Raw genomic sequence first — 20,842 nt, forward strand, 5'->3', positions numbered from 1 at the left:
GTAGCACCTATTTTCGAAATCGGGTAGTTCCGTGCGGACTGCCGTATCGAGTCGTCCGGGTGTGACCGACTCGGTTCGGCCGAATGCGCGGGTTGTGACGGCCGAACTGTCGGGGACGGAAATCGTGACCGTTCAGAACCCTTAACCAGCGCGGGCCTGAGTGTGTTGCCATGCGCACGGTCGGCCAGTCCGACGGAAGCGATCCCCCCTCGAGTGACGGGAACGCCGCCGACGAAACCGACCAGGCAAACGAGAGTATTACGGACGGAGCCGGACGGATGAACGAGAGCGAACCGGTCGAGGGCCTTCAAGAGTTCCTGCCGACGTGGGCCCCGGAACACACCGCACAGCTCATCCTCGCGCTCGTCGTGATCGTCATCGGGTGGTACCTCTCGAAGGTCGTCGTCCGACTCGCCGGCCGAACCGTTGCCCGTCGGATCCAGCGCCCCAGCGTCACGCGAACGGTCCTCCGCGGCGTGCGGGTGTCCGTGTTGCTCATCACGCTGGGGATCGCCGCCAGCATCCTCGGCGTCGGCAACACGCAGATCCTCCTCTCGGTGACCGTCGTCTCGGCCGTCATCGCCGTCGTCCTCGCGCCGCTGGTCGGGAGCCTGATCAACGGCTTCTTCGTCCTCGCCGACCGGCCCTACGAGATCGGCGACATGATCGAGGTCGCCGACGCGGAACACCGCGGATTCGTCGAGGACATCACGATCCGCTACACCAAGATCTTCACCCTTCAGAACACCTTTATCGTCATTCCGAACTCCGAAATCCAGCAGCGCGACGTCGTCAACTTCTCCGCGGAGGACGAGCGCACGCGCATCTCCCTGCAGTTCGAGATCACCTACGGGAGCGACCTCGAGGCGGCCCGACGGGGGGCCGAGCGGGCGGCACGGAGCGTCGACACCGTCATCTCGGGCGGACCCGACATCCGGATCGGGAGCGCGCGGTACACCGCCGCGCCGATGTGCGCCATCAACGAGTACGGCGACAACGGGGTCCTCCTCGAACTGTTCTTCTGGATGAAACACCCCTACAAGCAGATGGTCGTTCGGTCGGCCGTTCAGCAGGCGATCCGCGAGCGGTTCGCCGACCTCGACGTGGAGTTCGCCTACCCGCGGCGTCACCACGTGTTCGACGAAACCAGCGGCGTCGCACGGATGTCAGTCGATGGGCGGCGGCCCGAACGGCGACCGACGGACGGCGACCGGGCGTCCGCCGCCGAGTCGGCCCCCGACACCGAACCGACCACCGACGCCGAGTCGGACCGCGATCGAACGGATGCTCGCGACGCATCGGAACCGCGACGGGACGAACCGGCTGATCGAAGCGAGTAGGTGGCGCCGTTCACCGCGTTGGCGGCCTCAATACCCTGAAACTCGCGGGTGGCTTTATCCGATCGCTGCTCGAACGTCCGCTCGATGTACGACGACATTCTCATCCCGACGGACGGCAGCGAGACCGTCGACGAGACGCTAGCCCACGGACTGCCGATCGCGACCGACAACGACGCGACGGTCCACGCGCTGTACGTCGTCGACAGCCGCATCACCGCCGCAGCCGGCGAGAGCGACGCGGACCTCGAGCCCTCGCTCGAGGCCGAAGGTGAGGAGGCCGTCGCCGAGGTCCAGGAGCGCGCAGCGGACGCGGGGCTCGAGACCGCCGGCGAGGTCGCGCAGGGCACGCCGGCGAAGACGATCCTCGAGTACGCCGACGAGCGCGGGATCGATCTCATCGTCATCGGGACGCGAGGCATGAGTCCGCGGGAGAAGGTCACGTCGCTGGGGAGCGTCTCGGAGCGCGTCGTCGACAACGCCTCGATTCCGGTCTTCGTCGTGCGGAACGCGGGCGACGACTAACTGCGCGACAGTGTAAGAGACTCAGGCGCGCGCGCTTTCGACCGTAATCACTTCGCAGTCGAGGTGGTTTCGCAGGTAGCGGTCGATGTCGGGATTGTCGGTAAACCGGCGGAAGATCCGCCGCAGCCGGCTCGCCTGCTGGCTGCCGATGACGACGACGTCCGCCTCCTCGGCAGCCACCTCGTCGAGAATGCTCTCCTCGACCAGAAAGCCCGTCCGGACGACGTACCGCGCGTTCTCGAGCGGGCCGAACGCCCGCTCGACGGCCTCTTTCAGGTCGATTCGCGTCACTTTCTTCCCGTTCTGGTAGAGATCGACGTGCAGGACGGTCAACGCCGCGTCCCGCTCGCGAGCGACCTCGACGGCCCGCTCGAGCGTTCGTCGCGAGTGCTTTGTCAACGGGTAGCGAACGGGAACAACGACCAGCGCCATTATCGGATCGACGATTCCCGTGCGGGTAAAGGTTTCAGTTAGCGATGCCGGGCGTGAGTAACGGACTCATACCGCATCGTTCGATCCGCGTTCTGCGGATCTGACCGTCCGACGGACTCCGCGAGGACGGACGGACAGTCATTTATCCAGTGCGCGAGAAGGTGTCAGTATGCAACGGACCGCAACGGACGACGGAGAGACCGTCTACGTGTCCGAAACCGACGGCGACAGGGGATCGAAGGGACCGTTCCTCGTCGCCTACGAGACCCGGGACGCGGACCGCCGGTACGGCTGGTTCTGTGCGAACTGCGAGAGTTTCGACAACGCCATGGACTCCATGGGCCGCATCAAGTGCAACCGGTGTGGCAACTTCCGCAAACCGACCGAGTGGGACGCCGCCCACGAGTAACCCGATCGCTCGTCCTCGGCCGCTATCGTCGTCTGCCGACGCTCGTTTCGAGGTAATTCGCAATTATCGAACGACGTTCGACTTTTCTCGCCGATCGTACGTCCTTCGCGGCTGAACGGTCGGGAACGCCGAACCGGTCTCGCGAAACTGCACCCAATACCAACGTTTATAGTGGAGGCCCGCATATCAACGTAGTGAATGGGACCTGTTAACATGCAACTCGTCGAGCAGGCCAGGTCGATCTTCGCCGACCTCGGCTACACCGTCGAGGGCAACGGCCCCGAGTTCCGCGCCGAACGAGCATGGAAAGTCGTCCACGTCAACACCGTCCTCGAGACCGACGAGCTGCCGTCGTCGGCATCCGGACAGTTCCACTGTTTCGTCGCCGAACCCGACGACGCAGACGATCTCGAGGAGCGGCTCACGAGCGCCGAGCCGAACTACGAGTGGGCGATTATCGTCGTCGACGGGGAGGACTATCAGGTCGAACGCGCACCGCCGGGCCCGCGGGTCTCGGCGTAAAATAGCGCTCGGTCGCAGTCGAAACTTCGACTTTCAGTTTTCGGGTCGCTACTCGCCCAGCGCCCGCCGCGTCGCCGTCACGCCGGCGCCCGGATCGACGTCCGCGCCCATCGACTCGAGCACGTCGCCCAGCGCCGTCACGACGTAGATCACGTTTGCCGGCCGCGCGGAGTGACCCATGCAGCCGATGCGGAAGATCTCGCCCTCCAGATCGCCCAGGCCGCTGGCGATCTCGAGGTCGTACTCCTCGATGAGCCGGTCGCAAACCGCGCCGTCGTCGACGCCGTCGGGAACGCGGACGGCGTTTAAGCTCGGCAGCCAGTACTCGTCGGGCGCGTTCATCTCGAGGCCCATCGCCTCGACGCCGGCCTTCAGCGCGCCGGCCATTCGCTCGTGGCGGTCCCACCGCTGTTCGATTCCCTCTTCGGCCACGAGACGGAGGGCTTCGCGGATGGCGTAGACGTTCGTGATCGGCGCGGTGTGGTGGTAGGATCGCTCGTCGCCCCAGTACCCCTCGAGCAGGGAGAGATCGAGGTACCACGACCGGGGATCCTCCTCGCGCGAGAGGACCTTGTCCATGGCCTCGTCGGAGAGCGTGAGAGGGCTCGCGCCCGGCGGACAGGAGAGACACTTCTGCGGGCCCGAGTAAGCGACGTCGATATCCCACTCGTCGACGCGCAGCTCGACGCCGCCCAGCGAGGTGACGGTGTCGGCGATCACCAGCGCGTCGTGGTCGTGGGCCGCGGCGGTCAGTTCGGACACGTCGGGCTGGAGCACGCCGGTGCTCGTCTCCGCGTGGACGAACCCGAAGACGTCGGGGTCGTGCTCCGCCAGCGCGTCGGAGACCGCAGCGGGCTCGAGCGGTTCGCCCCACGGCGCGTCGACCTCGACGACCTCGCCGCCGGCGCGGCGGGCCATCGAGGCCATTCGGCCGCCGAAGTAGCCGTTCGTCGGGACCAGCATCGTGTCGCCGGGTTCGACGACGTTGCCGATCGCGGCCTCCATCGCCGCGGAGCCGGTCCCAGAGACCGGGATGGTCCACCGGTTGTCGGTCCGGAAGGTGTAGCGCAGCAGCTCCTGGACCTCGTCCATGATCTCGATGAACGACGGATCGAGGTGGCCCACGAGCGGCGTGCTCATCGCCCGCAGCACGCGCGGGTTCACGTCGCTCGGACCGGGCCCCATCAGGGTTCGGTCCGGCGGTGTGAGTTCGTCGACGGATGGCGCACGAGCCGTTTCGTTCGACGCGTCTTGAGCCATGGGCGTGTGATCGATAGCCACTCGCAAAGATGTACCGACAACGGCGAACGAGCGGGGCCGCCTCGGAGCGCCGCTGCGTCGCCGTCGGACGCCGCCGGAGACCGAGAGCGGGCGCGGCCCCCGGGCGAGTCGCTTAAGCCGACCCATCACGTACACGATACGTCGTGTTCCTCGGTCACGCCCTATTCGCGTTCGCCGTCGCGGCGCTCGTCGCCGAGCGGCGGGGCTGGGACGGACGCCGAGCCCTACTCGTCGGCGCCGTCGCCGGCGCGTTCGCCGCGATTCCGGACATCGACGTCGCGTACGCGCTCGTCGGCCTCGCGGACTGGCGCCTCGTCGGCGGCTCGCTCGGCGCGCCGGCGGCCTTCTGGGATGCCAGTCGGGCCGTCCATCGGTCGGCCACCCACTCGCTTCTCGTCGGCGCCGTCGCGGCACCGGCGTTCGCCCTATTCGTCGTCCGCGACTCGAGTCGCGCTCGGCTCGTCCGCCTCGCTGGGAGCGCCATCCTCGTCGGTCTCGTCGCGCTCGCACTCGTCGTCGACGGCTCGGTATCCGCGTTCGTCATGGCGCTGTTCGCCGCGAGCGGCGTCTTCGTCGCTGCGGTCGCCGCTCGAGGGACGTCGCTCTCGCCGTCTGCGGTCGCGCTGGCCGCGCTCTGGGGACTCTGGTCCCACCCCTGGGGCGACCTCGTGACCGGCTCACCCCCCGAGTGGCTCTACCCGCTCGAGTCGCCGGTCCTCGCGACTCGAGTCGTGTTGCACCCGGATCCGACGCTGCACCTGCTCTGTGCGTTCGCCATCGAACTCGCCGCCGTCTGGCTCGCGCTCGTGACGGTCTGTCGACTCACCGATCGCTCCCTGCTCGCGCTCGTCGATCGTCGAGCGGGCGCCGGCGTCGCGTACGGCCTCGTCGCGCTCGCGGCGACCCCGCCGACGCTCGCCGTCTCGTACCACTTCGTCTTCTCCATCCTGGTTGTCGGTGCCCTCTGTGGAGCCAGTTGCGGCGTCCCGTCGGCGACGACCCTGCGAGCCGATGGCGGCCGCTCCGTGCCGGTTCCCGGAGCCGTCCCGCTGCTCGAGCGTGCACTGACGGCCGTCGGGGCCGTCACGGTCGCGCTCCTCGCATACGCGACAGTTTACGTCGCGTTCGTCGCGCCGTTTTGAAACGCCGGCGACACGAATGCGCCGATTCCTCGTCCGTCGGGGACATTCCTTTTGTACGATCACTCGTATCGACTGAACGTGACCGAATCTACGCTCGAGGGACTGATCGCTGACGGCCGGACGAACGCGGCGCTGGCCTGGGTGCTCGTCGCCGCGATCGCGGCCGTCGGCGTCGGTGAACTGCTAACTGGCGGGCTGCTCTGGGCGACGTTCGCGGCGGTGCTCGTGGCCCTGGCGCTGCTCCCGCCGATCGCCTTTCGATCGACGACGGCCATGCTCCCCTGGGAGGTGCTGCTGTTGGCTGCGCTTCCCGTGCTCGGGATGGCCCTCGGCGCCGATCGCTTGACGGGTCACTTCGCGGCGTACCTCTCGGTCGCCGCGGTCGCGCTCGTCCTCGCGGTCGAACTGCAGTCGTTTACGTCGGTGCAGATGACGCCCAGTTTCGCGGTCATCTTCGTCGTCGTCGCGACGATGGCCGCAGCCGGGCTGTGGGCGCTGCTCCGCTGGAGCGCCGCGCAGACGCTCGGTATCCCCTTTACCGAGGATCACGACGCGGTGATGTGGGAGTTCGTCTACTCCGCGATCGCCGGGCTCGGTGCGGGTGTCGTCTTCGAACTGTACTTCCGGCGCCTCGCGGATCCGGAGGTTCGGCTTCCGGCCGACGTCGCGCCGGCGGCGATAGACGGGCCAACCGCGCTCGACCACGATCCCGAACCCGATCGAACGTCATCCGAGGTGGACGATGCGTAACGGGACCGCCTGGCTGCGCTCCCCGGAGCGGCAGCGCCGGCTCACCTACCTCCTCGAGATCGGCCTGATCGGCATGCTGTTCGTCGGGGTCGAGCGCGGCAACGTCGGCATCCTCGTCAACACCGGCGTCGCGCTGGCGGTCACCCAGCTCCCGCCGCTGCTCGAGCGCGACTACGAGATCCCGATGGACCCGCGGCTCACGCTGTGGATCACGACCGCCGTCTTCCTCCACGCATTCGGCACCGTCGGCCTGCCCGGCGCGACCGCCACGCTGTACAGCCAGGTCTGGTGGTGGGACCACATGACCCACGCGCTGTCGGCGTCGGTGGTCGCCGGCGCGGGGTACGCGACCGTCCGCGCGCTCGACGAACACGCCGACGGCATTCACTTCCCCCGAAAATTCGTGGCGGTGTTCATCCTCCTGTTCGTTCTCGCCTTCGGCGTCCTCTGGGAAATCCTCGAGTTCGCCATCGCGCTGTCGGCCGACGCGTTCGGGGTCAAGGCCGTACTCACCCAGTACGGCCTCGGCGACACGATGCTCGATTTCGTCTTCAACTCGATCGGCGCGCTCGTCGTCGCTACGTGGGGCGGAGCCTACCTCGGGGACGTCTCCGGCGCGATCGGCGAGCGACTCGAGTCCCGCGGCGAGTGAGGTTCACCCCGCGAAATCGACGCCCAGTTTTACGTCGCCGCACGGTGTAGAACGGCGAGCCATGGTCTTCAAGAAGATCACGCTCATCGGCACCAGCCCCGAGAGCTTCGACGCAGCGGCCGACGACGCCATCGACAGGGCGGAAGATACCCTCCAGAACATCCAGTGGGTCGAGGTCGACGAACTCGGCGTCGAACTCGCGACCGCCGAGGACCGCGAGTACCAGGCCGAAGTCACTGTCGCCTTCGAACTCGAGGAGTAAGTCGGGACTCGCCGCGGCGCGCAGTCCGTTTACCGTGCGCGTTCGCGTTTTCACCCGTTTCGCACGGTTTGGTTCAACTGACCAGCTCTCGACACCGGCGCCTTCGGACCGCTCGAGGCGGATCGACGACTCGACGGACCTCAACGACTCGACGATACAAACGCGACACGGGTGCTGCTTGACAGCTGAATTCCTCTCCGAATCAAACCGCGACGAGAAAAGCCCGATTCCCGGCCGACTGACGGATCGACTGCTGTCGTCCGTTACGTCCGGAACGATTCGCCGCACCCGCACTCGCTGACGACGTTCGGGTTCTCGACGTGGAACCCTTCGGCCTGCAGGCCGCTCTCGTAATCGAGGACGCTGCCCTCGATGTACTTCAGGCTCGCCGGATCGACGAAGACGCGCAGATCGTGGTGCTCGTAGATGGTGTCGTCCTCGTCGGGCGAGTCGTCGAACCGCATCCCGTAGGAGAGGCCGGCGCAGCCCCCCTGCTGGACGAAAAGCCGGAGTCCCGCCTCGTCCGCGTCGAGCCCCTCACCGTCGAGCAGCGAGAGGGCCTGCTCGGCCGCGTCCTCGGTGACCTCGATCTCGGGCTGGGTCTCCGCATCCGGCTGCCCGCCTTCCGCGCTGTCCGTGCTCATACTCCACCCTTTCGTCGCGACGATGTTAACAGTGACGCCACACGAGCGACGAGACGTAACGATCGGTGGCTAGCGCCGCCGGTTACCAGTCGCTCACCGTTCGACGTTCGGTTTCCAGTACCGCCGCATCGAGATCATTACGCGCTCGACCCGGACCGCCGTTTGACCGACCGGTAGTACGACCCGAACAACCGCTCGTCGTTCGCCGACAGCGAAATGTCGTTCTCCGCGAGCAGTTCGACCATCCGCTCTAAGTCGCACTCGTACCACATCGAAAGCAGACGGACGTTCCGCTGGGCGTAATCGTAGTTTCGCTCGAGGACCCGCGCATCGGTCGGGTCGACGGTACGCGGTTGCATCTCGGTTAGAGTTTCGGCTCTACCGCCGTAAAACCAGTTCGTCCCTTCCGAGAATTATCCGTTTGCTAACCGTTCCATTTCCGACTGTTCGACCGGTTTCGGTACGCTTGCGCTACGTTTCGCGGGCGGCCGTCCGATCGACGGTCTCCTCGTCGGCCACCCGCTCGAGATAGTCGACCATTTCGTCGATCGCGTCGCGCTGGGCGGTCGTTCGCTCGGTTACGTCCCCGATCAGTTCCTCGATCCGGTCGGCGTCGTCCGCCACGCCGTCGGCCTGCGAGGCGACCTCCTCGACCGATGCAGCCTGATCGTCGTTCGTCTCGGCGATCTCGGTGATCCCGTGGGCGGCCTCGTCGACTGCCTCCGCGATCTCCTCTAAGTTCGCGATCGCGGCGTCGATCCGCTCGCTCGCACCTTCGACCCGCTCGTTCGTCTGTTCGGTCACCTCGGCGGTCTCCTCGGTCCGGGTCTGGAGATCCTCGACCCGGTCGGAGATCTGATTCGTGTGTTCTTTCGTCTCGCTAGCCAGCGACTGCACTTCGTTCGCGACGACGGCGAACCCGTCCCCGTCCTCGCCGGCCTGGGCGGCCTCGATGTTCGCGTTCAGCGCCAGCAGGTTCGTCTGATCCGCGATATCGTTGATGACCTCGATGACCTCGTCGATCTCGTCCATTCGATCCTCGAGTTGACTGACCGTTTCGACGAGCTCGTCGGCCGCCTCGAGCACTTCGTCCATCTCCTCGCGGGCTTCTTGGCTGGCTTCGACGCCGTCGTCGGCCGCAGCTTGGGCCTGCTTGGCGGCGGCCGAGACCTGATCGGAGCTAGCGGCGACCTCCTCCATCGTCGCGCTGAGGTCGCTGATCTCCTCGACGATGGCCCGGATCGCCTCGTTCTGCTCACCGACCTGCGAATCGGCTTCGCTCGCGGAGTCGGCGATCTCGGCGGCGTCGGCCGAGAGGTCTTCGACCTCCTCGCTGAGCCCGTAGATCACGTCTTCCACGTGGGCCGCGATCTCGTTGATCGTCTCGGCGATCTGCGTGACGTCCTCGTCGAGCACGTCGTGATCGTCGGTGTACTCGACCCGTGCCGCCAGCGAGCCGTCGTTGATCGCCTCGCCGGTTTCGGTGACCTCGCCCACGAGGTCGGCCATCGCCTCACGCCGACGGATGACCTCGGTGTTGTCCTGAACGAGCTGGATGACTCCCTGCAGCGACTCCTGTTGGTAGATCGGCGTCGCCACCGAGTGGACGTGCAGCGTCTCGCCGCGGGCGTTCTCGAGTTCGCGCTCGAGTTCGTAGGCGCGCTGGTCGCGGCCCGACCGCTCCGCGTCTGTTTCGCGGTGGGCATCCCGGGGGTGGTCGACGACCTCGTCGGCCAGCGTCGTCGTGCGTCCGTCACGGAAGAACGATCCCGCCGCGTCCTCCCCGAGGACGTCCTCGCGGTCGACGCCGGTGAGTTCCTCGGCCTCGCGGTTCCAGCCGATGACCCGGTGTTCGGTGTCGACGATGAACGCCGGCTGCGGGAGCGTGTTCAGCAGGGCATCCGTGCCGATATCGATGTCCTCGTCGGCGGAATCGCGCCCGCCCAGCGTGTCGTCCGATTCGGTCTCTCCTGTCGAATCGGCCCCCTCGAGATCGGATCCGCCAGCTTCGGTCACGTCGCCCGTCGGTTCCGCTACTGTCTGTCCGCCGTCGCTGACGGCTTCGCTACTGGTCGGCGACTCCCCGGCGGATAGACCGCTGCTCGAGTCGTCGCCACTTGCGTCCGATACCGACTCGTCGTTAGTTTCGTTCCCCGGCTCCGCAGTCGCCGTCGACTCGTCGCCCGTCGGTTCGCCTTCGTCGCCCGCTCCACCGTCGGCGCTCGAGGCCGCTGCTTCCTCCGTCCCCTCGGTAGCCGACGCAGTTCGTTCGTCGGACTTCCCGGAGCTCCCCGCTCGAGAGATCCGCGAGAGAATGTCAGTAACCGAATTTCCCATAGATAATCTGTCGAGTAACAATACCTATTCTTTGGGGCCGACCGCCCGGATAGGCGGCTGACACAGTACAACTCGGTTACCGACGACTCGAGAACAGGCGCGAGAAATAACCGACTCGCTACTCGTCGTCGGTCAGTCGCTTCCGAACGCTCTCGGCGTGGGCCTCGAGCCCTTCCGCCTCGGCCAGCGTCGTGATCGTGTCGCCGAGGGCGGCCAATCCGTCGCTCGAGAGCCGCTGGACCGTCGTCGAGCGGACGAAGGTCTCGACGGAGAGGCCGCCGGTCACGCGGGCGCCGCCGTTCGTGGGGAGGACGTGGTTCGTCCCGCTGGCGTAGTCGCCCGCCGCGACGGGCGTGTTCGGCCCGAGGAAGACGCTGCCCGCGCTGTCGATGCGCTCGAGGATCGACTCGTCGTCGTCCGCGATGATCGAGAGGTGCTCGGGGGCGTACTCCTCGGCGAAGAGGATGACCTCGCTCATCGAGCGGGCGACCAGAACGCCGCTGGCGTCGTTGGCGAGCGCCTCCCGAATTGTATCTTCGCGCTCGCGCGCGTTGGCTTGCTCGTCGACGGCCGCGGCGACGGCGTCGGCGGTCGCCTCGTCGTCGGTCACCGCGACGACCGACGCGTTCGGATCGTGCTCGGCCTGCGCGACCAGCTCCGCCGCGACGAGTTCGGGATCGGCCGTCTCGTCGGCGACGACGAGCACCTCGCTCGGCCCCGCCAGGAAGTCGATCTCGACGTCGCCCCGCACCTCGGCCTTGGCCGCGGTGACCCACTTGTTTCCGGGGCCGACGATCTTCTGGACGCACGTGATCGTCTCGGTGCCGTACGCGAGGCCGGCGATCGCCTGCGCGCCGCCGACGCTGTAGACCGCGTCCGCGCCCGCCGCGTGGATCGCCGCCAGCGTCGCCGGGTTCAACTCGTCCGCGGGCGGGGTGACGACCGCCACGTGATCGACACCGGCCACGACCGCCGGCACCACGCCCATGATCGCGCTCGAGGGGTAGGCCGCCGCACCGCCGGGCACGTAGACGCCGACGCGCTCGAGCGGTCTGAAGCGCCGACCCAGTTCCCGTCCGTCGTCGAACGCCTCGCGCCAATCTTCCGGTACTTGCGCCTCGTGGAACTCCCGGACGTTGGCCGCGGCCGTCTCGATCGCTTCGCGGAGGTCCTCATCGAGGTCCTCGTAGGCCCGCTCGCACTCGTCGGTGATCTCGAGGTTGCCGACCGAGACGTCGTCGAACTCCTCGGTGAACTCGCGGACGGCGACGTCGCCCTCTTCTCGGACCCGTTCGACGATCTCCCGCACGTCGCTTCTGACCGCTTCGATCCCGGCGTCGCGCTCGAAGAACGCGGTCCGATCGTCCGGCCCGAGATCGGCGATCGGCTGTACGTCGATTGTCATGCTCTCGAATTCGGCCGGCGCGCGAAAAACGGTTTCCTTATGCACACGGTCACGCGTCGGGATCCTCGACCGGCCAGATCCCGACGGCGTCCAGCGTCGCCCTGACGAACAGGTAGACGAGCAAGGCAAAGCCCGCAAAGATCAGCGGCGCCTGCAGCAACTCCGCGAGTTCGCGGCCGACGACGAGTCGAGCCACGCCGCGGACGACGAAACTCGCAACGACGAGTGCGAACCCGATCGCAGCGAGTTTGACGAACCCGGCTCGATCCATACCTCGTCCTACGGCGCCGGGTACTAAATCGACGGCGGTCGGACTCGACTTTAACCATACCTCGAGACTGTCGTCCGCTCGCTCTACCCGACGTGCCGTAACCGACACCGACCGTTTTCACGCCGGTTTTCCAGTTACAACGCGGTGGACATGGACGAGGACCGCAATCGGACCGACGCGCCATCAGACGAGGCCGACAGCGAGGAAGCTCGAATCCAATCCGTCCCGCGAAGAACTCGCGCTCTCCGAACGCCTGCTCACTCGTTCGCCGACGCTCGAGTACAAGCGTCGCTTCCGGCCCTGACGATCGTTCGAGACGGTCCGGTGTCGAGACCGAATCCGACCCCCAACCCGAACTCGGTTCCTCCCTCCGTCCTGATCCGACACCGACAGAGGACTGCGCAGCGTCTTCGCCCTCGTCTCCGCCAACCGGTGTTGCATCACTTTTTCGTCTCGCACGAGTCATCGAGACGCCAACTCCGACCGAGCAACGCCCTCTCGAGGCAAATCAGTACGGCGCAGTAGCTGCTCGGTTACCGCTCAAGCCACTTCGTTCCCCCGCCGAGATAGTCTTCCCCGCGTGACTGAACAACGTAGGACAGACTGCCCTCGAGACGACGCCCTTATGTATCAACCCGGCCTTCGACACTAATGCAAACGACGTGGCGCACCGCGCCGCGTTCCCTCCGGCCGAGATCCGGCACGGAGGCAGGCGTTCCATCCACACCTCGAACAGCGGCCATCCGCCGCTGCTCTCGAGGGTAATCGGATCGATTCGATGCGCGTTCCTTATATACTCAGGACGCGTATCGAATGATACGCAATCGGTCCGCCGGCTGCGATTTCCGGCGTGACTGCGATCCGTTGCCCTTTAGTGTATACGGGGATTCGGATGGATTGCAAAGCAGAAGTGATCGGCGACCCGTTCAACTCGGGTCGTCATCTCGGACGGTTCGGTCCGAAGGGGTTATGTACCCTTGGCGGATTACGAATACGTCCGAAGGAGATGAGGATTCCACCCCTGCGGTCTTCCGTACAGATGGGATCTGATGTGAGCCTTGGTAGTTCGGTGACGCTCGACCGGTCCACGCCGTGGGTCGACGTGCGCGCCGAACTGGACCCATAGTGTGAGTGTGTATCAACATTCACCGCCAACCCTCCCCCTTGAGGGGAGAGACATTCCGGTTGATCCTGCCGGAGGTCATTGCTAGTGGAGTCCGATTTAGCCATGCTAGTTGCACGAGTTTAGACTCGTAGCAGATAGCTCAGTAACACGTGGCCAAACTACCCTCTGGATCGGGATAACCTCGGGAAACTGAGGCTAATCCTGAATAGCGTTCTCACCCTGGAGTGGGGAGAACGTGAAATGCTCCGGCGCCAGAGGATGTGGCTGCGGCCGATTAGGTAGACGGTGGGGTAACGGCCCACCGTGCCAGTAATCGGTACGGGTTGTGAGAGCAAGAGCCCGGAGACGGTATCTGAGACAAGATACCGGGCCCTACGGGGCGCAGCAGGCGCGAAACCTTTACACTGCACGCCAGTGCGATAAGGGGACTCCATCTGCGAGGGCATATCGTCCTCGCTTTTCTGTACCGTAAGGTGGTACAGGAATAAGGGCTGGGCAAGACCGGTGCCAGCCGCCGCGGTAATACCGGCAGCCCGAGTGATGACCGCTATTATTGGGCCTAAAGCGTCCGTAGCTGGCCAGGCAAGTCCATCGGGAAATCCGCGCGCCCAACGCGCGGGCGTCCGGTGGAACCTGCTTGGCTTGGGACCGGAAGACCTGAGGGGTACGTCCGGGGTAGGAGTGAAATCCCGTAATCCTGGACGGACCACCGGTGGCGAAAGCGCCTCAGGAAGACGGATCCGACGGTGAGGGACGAAAGCTCGGGTCACGAACCGGATTAGATACCCGGGTAGTCCGAGCTGTAAACGATGTCTGCTAGGTGTGGCACAGGCTACGAGCCTGTGCTGTGCCGTAGGGAAGCCGTGAAGCAGACCGCCTGGGAAGTACGTCCGCAAGGATGAAACTTAAAGGAATTGGCGGGGGAGCACTACAACCGGAGGAGCCTGCGGTTTAATTGGACTCAACGCCGGACATCTCACCAGCATCGACAGCAGGAGTGACGATCAGGTTGATGACCTTATCAGACCTGCTGAGAGGAGGTGCATGGCCGCCGTCAGCTCGTACCGTGAGGCGTCCTGTTAAGTCAGGCAACGAGCGAGACCCGCACTCCTAATTGCCAGCAACACCCTCGTGGTGGTTGGGTACATTAGGAGGACTGCCAGTGCCAAACTGGAGGAAGGAACGGGCAACGGTAGGTCAGTATGCCCCGAATGTGCTGGGCGACACGCGGGCTACAATGGCCGAGACAGTGGGATGCAACGCCGAAAGGCGACGCTAATCTCCGAAACTCGGTCGTAGTTCGGATTGCGGATTGAAACTCATCCGCATGAAGCTGGATTCGGTAGTAATCGCGCCTCAGAAGGGCGCGGTGAATACGTCCCTGCTCCTTGCACACACCGCCCGTCAAAGCACCCGAGTGAGGTCCGGATGAGGCCTGGTCACCAGGTCGAATCTGGGCTTCGCAAGGGGGCTTAAGTCGTAACAAGGTAGCCGTAGGGGAATCTGCGGCTGGATCACCTCCACAGACCGAGACTGGGGCGCTGCCCCAGCTCAACTTCAGCGGTCCATTTCGCCGCGCTCGTCGTCCCACTCGTTCGGGCCGATCGGGCACCTTTGAACTACCAAGGCTCACACCTCGTTCCCCTCGTTTCGAGGGGGTGGGCCCATAGCTCAGTGGGAGAGTGCCTCCTTTGCAAGGAGGATGCCCTGGGTTCGAATCCCAGTGGGTCCATGTCTCGGAGCGGATTGACGAATCGTTCCCCTTAAGTGGGAACGACTCGTTCGATCTAATCCGAACGCAAACCGATGCACCACCCCGTGCAAACGTGGGTGGGAAGGGTCAATGCAGCCAGCCGTCTACTGGCCTGCAGATGCGACCGTGTGTACGTGTAGTCCAGGCGTCCACTGGACCCGTTCCCGGGTCACTACAAGGTTGCTTTCGCAACCCAGATCCGATGAACGTGGCTACTGTGCCAGCTGGTGGATCGCTCGGCTTGAGAGCTGAAGAAGGACGTGCCAAGCTGCGATAAGCCTCAGGGACCCGCACGGAGGGGAAGAACTGAGGATTTCCGAATGGGAATCCCCACCGCAATTGCTTCGCGCAATGGGGAACGCCGAGAATTGAAACATCTTAGTATCGGCAGGAAGAGAAAACGTAACCGTGATGTCGTTAGTAACGGCGAGTGAACGCGACACAGTCCAAACCGAAGCCTTCGGGCAATGTGGTGTTCGGACTGACAACCACTCCGCGAAAGGCTGCAAGAAGTCTCTTGGAATAGAGCACGAAACAGGGTGATAGTCCCGTACTGCAGGCGAGTATCGGACGCGTCAGCTCCAGAGTATCGGGGGTTGGATATCCCTCGTGAATATTGCAGGCATCGACTGCAAAGACTAAACACTCCTCAAGACCGATAGCGAACAAGTAGCGTGAGCGAACGCTGAAAAGCACCCCACGAAGGGAGGTGCAATAGGGCGTGAAATCAGTTGGCGATCGAACGACGGGGCATACAAGGTCCTCTACACAATGACCGTAGCGCGAGCTACCAGTAAGAAGTAGAGGAAGCCGATGTTCCGTCGTACGTTTTGAAAAACGAACCAGGGAGTGTGTCTGATTGGCGAGTCTAACCTGATTATCAGGGAAGGCGTAGGGAAACCGACATGGCCGCAGCATTGCGAGGGCCGCCGTGTTCAAGCGCGGGGAGTCAATCGGACACGACCCGAAACCGGATGATCTAGACATGGGCAAGACGAAGCGTGCCGAAAGGCACGTGGAGGTCTGCTAGCGTTGGTGTCCTACAATACCCTCGCGTGACCTATGTCTAGGGGTGAAAGGCCCATCGAATCCGGAAACAGCTGGTTCCGACCGAAACATGTCGAAGCATGACCTCTGCCGAGGTAGTCTGTGGGGTAGAGCGACGGATTGGGGGACCGCACTCCGAGAGGAGTGCGCCCCCCTGTCCAACTCCGAACCTACAGACGCCATTTGACGCAGGGAGTCCGGTGCACGGGGTAAGCCTGTGTACCATAAGGGAGACAACCCAGCGCCGGGTTAAGGTCCCAAAGTGTGGATTAAGTGCGATCGAAGGTGGTCCCGAGCCCTAGACAGCCGGGAGGTGAGCTTAGAAGCAGCTACCCTCTAAGAAAAGCGTAACAGCTTACCGGCCGAGGTTCGGGGCGCCCAAAATGATCGGGGCTCAAATCCACCACCGAGACCTGGCCGCACCCCTCACAGGGTGATCGCGTAGGTCGGCGTTCTGTTCGGGTGGAAGCACGGGTGAGAACTCGTGTGGACCGTTCAGTAACGAAAATCCTGGTCATAGTAGCAGCGTTAGTCGGGTTAGACCCCCGACGGCCGAACGAGTAAGGGTTCCTCAGCAATGCTGATCAGCTGAGGGTTAGCCGGTCCTAAGTCTGCCCGTAAGTCGAAGCAGACAACAGGGAAACAGGTTAATATTCCTGTGCCAGTGTGCACTCAAAGCTGACGCTTTGGGGCCGCCTCTGCTGGGTTTTCGCCCAGTTGAACAGTCGAAGACCGTGGAAGCCGTAATGGCACGAAGCGATCGAATGGCTGGATAACGTAAGAGAGGTCAACCCAGAGCCCGTGAAAAGGCGAGCACACTGTCCGTACCGAGATCCGACACAGGTACTCGTGGCGGCGAAAGCCAAGGCCTGTCGGGAATAACCGACGTTAGGGAATTCGGCAAGTTAGTCCCGTACGTTCGCAATAAGGGATGCCTGCCTCGGAAAGAGGCAGGTCGCAGTGACTCGGACGCTCCAACTGTCTAGTAACAACATAGGTGACCGCAAATCCGCAAGGACTCGTACGGTCACTGAATCCTGCCCAGTGCGGGTATCTGAACACCCAGTACAATGGGACGAAGGACCCGTTAACGGCGGGGGTAACTATGACCCTCTTAAGGTAGCGTAGTACCTTGCCGCTTCAGTAGCGGCTTGCATGAATGGATCAATGAGAGCGTCACTGTCCCAACGTTGGGCCCGGTGAACTGTACGTTCCAGTGCGGAGTCTGGAGACCCCCAAGGGGAAGCGAAGACCCTATAGAGCTTTACTGCAGGCTGTCACTGAGACGTGGTCGCCATTGTGCAGCATAGGTAGGAGCCGTTACACAGGTACCCGCGCTAGCGGGCCACCGAGGCAGCATTGAAATACTACCCGATGGTGACTGCGACTCTCACTCCTGGCGGAGGACACTGGTAGCCGGGCAGTTTGACTGGGGCGGTACGCGCTTGAAAAGATATCGAGCGCGCCCCAAGATTTCCTCACCCGCGTCGGAGACGCGGGGAAGAGCGCAAGAGCATACGGAAGTCTGACAGTGTCCGGCCTAACGACGGACGCTGACGCGAAAGCGTGGTCTAGCGAACCAATTAGGCTGCTTGATGCGGCCAATTGCTGACAGAAAAGCTACCTTAGGGATAACAGAGTCGTCACCCGCAAGAGCACATATCGACCGGGTGGCTTGCTACCTCGATGTCGGTTCCCTCCATCCTGCCCGTGCAGAAGCGGGCAAGGGTGAGGTTGTTCGCCTATTAAAGGAGGTCGTGAGCTGGGTTTAGACCGTCGTGAGACAGGTCGGCTGCTATCTATTGGGGGTGTTACGGTTCCTGACGGGAACGTTCGTATAGTACGAGAGGAACTACGAATGGGTGCCACTGGTGTACCGGCTGTTCGAAAGAGCACGTGCCGGGCAGCCACGCACCACGGGGTAAGAGCTGAACGCATCTAAGCTCGAAACCCACCTGGAAACGAGGAACCACCGAGGCCACTCCTACAAGAGGAGATCGATAGACTCGGGGTGTACGCGCCAAGGCAACGAGGCGTTGAGCCCGCGAGCACTAATCGGCCAAGCCACACACTCATAACTGAGACACGCATTTGGATCTGTGACCCATCGAACGGGTCCAGGCGCGAACTGGACTACACGTACATGACGGTCATTCCACCGATATTGGCATGATCACGGTTCGATTCCGTGAATCGGCGTTAGGCGGCCACAGCGGCGAGGTTCCTCCCGTACCCATCCCGAACACGGAAGATAAGCTCGCCTGCGTATCGGCAATTACTGGAGTGGGCGACCCTCTGGGAACGTCGATTCGCCGCCCCCACTCATACTCTCATACGCATCAACAAGCCTCGTCGAGCAACAGCGTTGTTGCTCGGCGGGGCTTTTCGTATTTATAGAAGCGACAGTCGCTGTTCCGGACCGCTACGCTTAAACAATCGCAGTTGCTATGCTACGATGCGCGCCAAGGTGGCAGAGTCCGGCCGAACGCAGCGGCCTGCAGAGCCGCCTACCGCCGGTTCAAATCCGGCCCTTGGCTTACTTCATCACTCCCTTTTAGGGCACTATCCAAACAGTCACATCTCTCATCGAATTCGAGATCGGATACCGACGGCCAGTGTTTCGTGAATCAATGACTGCTCGTTCGAACTACTGAACTCCAATATCGTTTCGAGAATCGTTGTGGTCCGTTAGGACTGGTACTGTCGGGTTTGGATGGGTGAACGGTTCCGAGACGCACCGCTCGAGAATTTGTTCGCAGTGAGAAGCGGGCCGGGCGCGATTTGAACACGCGACCGTCTGGTTAAAAGCCAGACGCTCTGCCAAACTGAGCTACCGGCCCTCTGGATTCCACTTTCGGTGAGTAGCGGTTAAACGTTTTCTTTCGTCTTCTGCAGTAAGCCGTCCACCCGGTATCGATCACTCGTCGAAGTACTCCTCGAGCGCGCTGGTAACGATGTCGCCGGGAGAGACGTCGTCGATCGAGGCCCGACGGCGGAGATCGCGGTAGGTCGACGGTGAGAGTCCGATCTCGAGGCGGCCGAGCGTGACGTCGTGGTCGGCGAGGGCCTGGTCGATCGGGGTGCCGTCGTTGACTGCGCTGGCGACGCTGCGGACGTCACGGACTGTCAGCTCGCCGTCGATCGTCGCCCAGGCCAGGAGGAGGCGGGCTTCGCCGGCGACTCGAGCGATGTGTTTGGCCGCAGTCGGGGCGATCGCGCCGAGTGCGACCTGTTTGCGAACCGACCGTGGAAGGTCGTGGACGCGGGCCCACTTGCGGATGAACGAGACCGTCGCGTCGTCCCCGGCTCGTTCGGCGGCCGCCTTGTAGGACCCTTCGCCGCGGACGAGGGCGGCACAGGCAGCGGCGCCCCGCAACATGAACAGGTGATCGTCGTCAGTGGCACCGCTCGCGAACTGGCGGACGGTTTCGGCCGCCTCCTCGAGACTGTCGGGGTCGTCCGGATCGAACTGAACGGCCTCCCGCGCTCGGCTGCCGGTAACCGACTCGTCGCCCCGAATAACCGGTGCCCCGACGGGCGATTCCCGGTCGGTCGGGATCGATCGCTGATCCGCGTGGTCACGCCCGTTTGAACGATTACCGGGCCGATTGTCCGTCATGAATCTCGATAAGGGACGTGGTAGCAAAAAAGGCGCCGCCTCCGCCGCGGAGGGAATGTATACGAGAACTGACTGGGCGGGGGATCCGAGACGAAGCGACGAGCGAGACGGAGATCAGTTCTGGGCGCCGTCTTCGTCGCGCTTTTCGGCGAGGTGCTCCCAGATTTCCGTACAGCCGGCCCCTTCCTCGATATCGTCGAGATGTGAGTCGTCGCGGTCCGGCTCGGTTTCCTGCGGTCCCGTCTCTGGCTTCCGTTCAGCCGCGTCTGTCATGGGTCTTCGTATGGCCTCTGACCCCATAAACATCGTCTCAACCGCAAGCGATACCCGTGCTCTGCCGTACAGGGTATATTTTCCGCTATCTCGGACGCCACTGCGTTGCGGTAGAGTGGTCGTCTACCCGAGAGTTCGCTACCACAATGCTGAATTGCTCCTTTTCGGATCGATTAGCGATGTATTTCGTGGTGGGCGAGTAATATATCGACGTATGTGCACAACGTGTCGGTTGCGTCCTGTCATCACCGTTCGATCATAACCGGGATTCGACGAGTTGTGCCGATGCGATTCTGTCGGCCAATGTGGCGGCTGTTCCGGTGTGGAACGGGTCGCGTCTCAGGGTTGGCCCAATGACGCGCCGGTGATCGCAGTTGCAGGCAGCAGTTCTCGGTTCTACCGGCTTATCTCGAGGCTGCAAAAACGGCCGGTAAGTGAGGCAAGGACTGATGGGAAATAATCACGATCGATGAAGGTAGTTCGATCCGAGAACCGGTACCGTCGGTCATTCAGTCGGCTCGCGGTCTGTCTCAATGTCACAAGTCGGCGACAGTGTGCTACTCGCCGCTCGAGTCCGTCAAGCGCGGCCGTTTCGTGGGCTGCGTTCAGCAGTGTTTCGTCGCGAGTTTCTAAGTACCTCGCGGACGACTGCTGACGCATGTCCAACCGACTGATCTCGGTGACCGGATACACGACGCTGGATTACGTCGACGCGGTCGCCGAAGGGGAAACGTTCGAGTGGGAGTCGATCGCCGTCGTGAACGCGACGACCGACCGCGAAGCGCCCGATCGCGTCCGGCTGCAAGTCGAACTCGATAACGCGACGGAGGAGCACCTACCCAAACACATGACGGAACTCGAGTTGACTCCCGATCAGGCCCGGACGCTGGCGGCGGACCTCGAGACGTATGCAGAGCAGGTCGAGGATGGGTCCGCCGATGGCGAAGCGAAGGGTGAAGAGCGGTCGTAGCTCGGGATCGGTAATCAGTCGACTCGAGTAGAGCCACCGAAAACAGCGGTACTCGCTGCGAGCCGCCGTCTGCCGCCTGCCGTCG

At 63.6% G+C, this 20,842-nt stretch carries 18 protein-coding genes, 3 tRNA genes and 3 rRNA genes; 14 read left to right on the forward strand and 10 right to left on the reverse strand.

All coding sequences use genetic code 11. The features are described from left to right. Positions 1-278: 278 nt before the first annotated feature. Both HALXA_RS13180 and HALXA_RS13185 read left to right on the forward strand, forming a co-directional pair. Positions 279-1,340 carry a mechanosensitive ion channel family protein gene (locus HALXA_RS13180; protein WP_083822868.1) on the forward strand — a complete coding sequence of 354 codons (1,062 nt, stop codon included), beginning with the start codon at positions 279-281 and terminating at the stop codon, positions 1,338-1,340. A gap of 84 nt (positions 1,341-1,424) precedes the next feature. Then, on the forward strand, positions 1,425-1,862 hold the full coding sequence (locus HALXA_RS13185) for a universal stress protein (RefSeq protein ID WP_013880878.1): 438 nt from the start codon (positions 1,425-1,427) through the stop codon (positions 1,860-1,862). Positions 1,863-1,883: 21 nt separating this feature from the next. Here the strand turns inward: HALXA_RS13185 and HALXA_RS13190 are convergent, their stop codons facing one another. Continuing rightward, entirely contained in the window at positions 1,884-2,294 is a 411-nt protein-coding gene (locus HALXA_RS13190; RefSeq protein ID WP_013880879.1) for a universal stress protein, read from the reverse strand. A gap of 169 nt (positions 2,295-2,463) precedes the next feature. Here HALXA_RS13190 and HALXA_RS13195 point away from each other — a divergent pair, with 169 nt between their 5' ends. Continuing rightward, a complete protein-coding gene (locus HALXA_RS13195; protein WP_013880880.1) occupies positions 2,464-2,703 on the forward strand; it encodes a DUF5816 domain-containing protein in 240 nt (79 codons plus the stop codon). A 213-nt stretch (positions 2,704-2,916) separates the two neighbouring features. Continuing rightward, positions 2,917-3,225 (forward strand): DUF7116 family protein, encoded by a 309-nt coding sequence (locus HALXA_RS13200; protein WP_049895311.1) that lies wholly within the window; start codon positions 2,917-2,919, stop codon positions 3,223-3,225. Positions 3,226-3,273: 48 nt separating this feature from the next. On the opposite strand, the gene HALXA_RS13205 is transcribed toward HALXA_RS13200, so the two are convergent. Beyond that, complete coding sequence (locus HALXA_RS13205; RefSeq protein WP_013880882.1) at positions 3,274-4,485, reverse strand: pyridoxal-phosphate-dependent aminotransferase family protein; 1,212 nt, start codon at positions 4,483-4,485, stop codon at positions 3,274-3,276. Positions 4,486-4,649: 164 nt separating this feature from the next. On the opposite strand from HALXA_RS13205, the gene HALXA_RS13210 reads away from it, so the two are divergent. From HALXA_RS13210 to HALXA_RS13225, 4 genes are all read left to right on the forward strand, one after another. Beyond that, positions 4,650-5,648, forward strand: a complete 999-nt coding sequence (locus tag HALXA_RS13210) for a metal-dependent hydrolase (protein WP_013880883.1) — start codon at positions 4,650-4,652, stop codon at positions 5,646-5,648. A 78-nt stretch (positions 5,649-5,726) separates the two neighbouring features. Further along, positions 5,727-6,398 (forward strand): hypothetical protein, encoded by a 672-nt coding sequence (locus HALXA_RS13215; RefSeq protein WP_013880884.1) that lies wholly within the window; start codon positions 5,727-5,729, stop codon positions 6,396-6,398. After that, positions 6,391-7,050 (forward strand): hypothetical protein, encoded by a 660-nt coding sequence (locus HALXA_RS13220; protein ID WP_013880885.1) that lies wholly within the window; start codon positions 6,391-6,393, stop codon positions 7,048-7,050. Before HALXA_RS13215 ends, HALXA_RS13220 begins: the two co-directional genes overlap by 8 nt. Before the next feature lie 61 nt (positions 7,051-7,111). Beyond that, complete coding sequence (locus HALXA_RS13225; protein ID WP_013880886.1) at positions 7,112-7,312, forward strand: dodecin; 201 nt, start codon at positions 7,112-7,114, stop codon at positions 7,310-7,312. Between the two features lie 263 nt (positions 7,313-7,575). Here HALXA_RS13225 and HALXA_RS13230 read toward each other — a convergent pair whose 3' ends face one another. The 5 genes from HALXA_RS13230 to HALXA_RS13250 all read right to left on the reverse strand — a co-directional run bounded on the left by HALXA_RS13230 (position 7,576) and on the right by HALXA_RS13250 (position 11,969). Beyond that, positions 7,576-7,956 (reverse strand): HesB/IscA family protein, encoded by a 381-nt coding sequence (locus HALXA_RS13230; RefSeq protein WP_013880887.1) that lies wholly within the window; start codon positions 7,954-7,956, stop codon positions 7,576-7,578. Between the two features lie 137 nt (positions 7,957-8,093). Continuing rightward, on the reverse strand, positions 8,094-8,315 hold the full coding sequence (locus HALXA_RS13235; RefSeq protein ID WP_013880888.1) for a hypothetical protein: 222 nt from the start codon (positions 8,313-8,315) through the stop codon (positions 8,094-8,096). Positions 8,316-8,427: 112 nt separating this feature from the next. After that, positions 8,428-10,293 (reverse strand): methyl-accepting chemotaxis protein, encoded by a 1,866-nt coding sequence (locus HALXA_RS13240; RefSeq protein ID WP_013880889.1) that lies wholly within the window; start codon positions 10,291-10,293, stop codon positions 8,428-8,430. Positions 10,294-10,411: 118 nt separating this feature from the next. Further along, positions 10,412-11,698 carry a histidinol dehydrogenase gene (gene hisD, locus HALXA_RS13245; protein WP_013880890.1) on the reverse strand — a complete coding sequence of 429 codons (1,287 nt, stop codon included), beginning with the start codon at positions 11,696-11,698 and terminating at the stop codon, positions 10,412-10,414. Positions 11,699-11,747: 49 nt separating this feature from the next. Continuing rightward, a complete protein-coding gene (locus HALXA_RS13250; protein ID WP_013880891.1) occupies positions 11,748-11,969 on the reverse strand; it encodes a hypothetical protein in 222 nt (73 codons plus the stop codon). Between the two features lie 1,178 nt (positions 11,970-13,147). Here HALXA_RS13250 and HALXA_RS13255 point away from each other — a divergent pair. The 5 genes from HALXA_RS13255 to HALXA_RS13275 all read left to right on the forward strand — a co-directional run bounded on the left by HALXA_RS13255 (position 13,148) and on the right by HALXA_RS13275 (position 18,432). Then, positions 13,148-14,618: ribosomal RNA gene (locus tag HALXA_RS13255) — 16S ribosomal RNA — on the forward strand. A gap of 137 nt (positions 14,619-14,755) precedes the next feature. Continuing rightward, a tRNA-Ala gene (locus HALXA_RS13260) sits at positions 14,756-14,827 on the forward strand. A gap of 224 nt (positions 14,828-15,051) precedes the next feature. Further along, a 23S ribosomal RNA gene (locus HALXA_RS13265) occupies positions 15,052-17,968 on the forward strand. Between the two features lie 126 nt (positions 17,969-18,094). Next, positions 18,095-18,216: ribosomal RNA gene (gene rrf / locus HALXA_RS13270) — 5S ribosomal RNA — on the forward strand. Together the 16S, 23S and 5S rRNA genes with 2 tRNA genes alongside form the textbook arrangement of a ribosomal RNA operon. Positions 18,217-18,356: 140 nt before the next feature. Further along, positions 18,357-18,432 (forward strand) — tRNA-Cys (locus HALXA_RS13275). Positions 18,433-18,661: 229 nt separating this feature from the next. Here the strand turns inward: HALXA_RS13275 and HALXA_RS13280 are convergent. The 3 genes from HALXA_RS13280 to HALXA_RS22165 form a co-directional block, all read right to left on the reverse strand. Beyond that, a tRNA-Lys gene (locus tag HALXA_RS13280) sits at positions 18,662-18,735 on the reverse strand. A 77-nt stretch (positions 18,736-18,812) separates the two neighbouring features. Then, the gene (locus HALXA_RS13285) at positions 18,813-19,514 is read right to left on the reverse strand and encodes a DUF7119 family protein (protein WP_013880892.1); all 702 of its coding nucleotides are present in this window, start codon (positions 19,512-19,514) and stop codon (positions 18,813-18,815) included. Positions 19,515-19,628: 114 nt separating this feature from the next. Continuing rightward, positions 19,629-19,787, reverse strand: a complete 159-nt coding sequence (locus tag HALXA_RS22165; RefSeq protein ID WP_013880893.1) for a hypothetical protein — start codon at positions 19,785-19,787, stop codon at positions 19,629-19,631. 658 nt (positions 19,788-20,445) lie between these two features. Between HALXA_RS22165 and HALXA_RS13290 the strand changes: the two genes are divergently transcribed. Next, complete coding sequence (locus tag HALXA_RS13290) at positions 20,446-20,757, forward strand: DUF6360 family protein (protein WP_013880894.1); 312 nt, start codon at positions 20,446-20,448, stop codon at positions 20,755-20,757. Positions 20,758-20,842 lie beyond the last annotated feature (85 nt).

It is taken from the genome of Halopiger xanaduensis SH-6 (genome assembly GCF_000217715.1).
Classification (GTDB): Archaea; Halobacteriota; Halobacteria; order Halobacteriales; family Natrialbaceae; genus Halopiger; species Halopiger xanaduensis.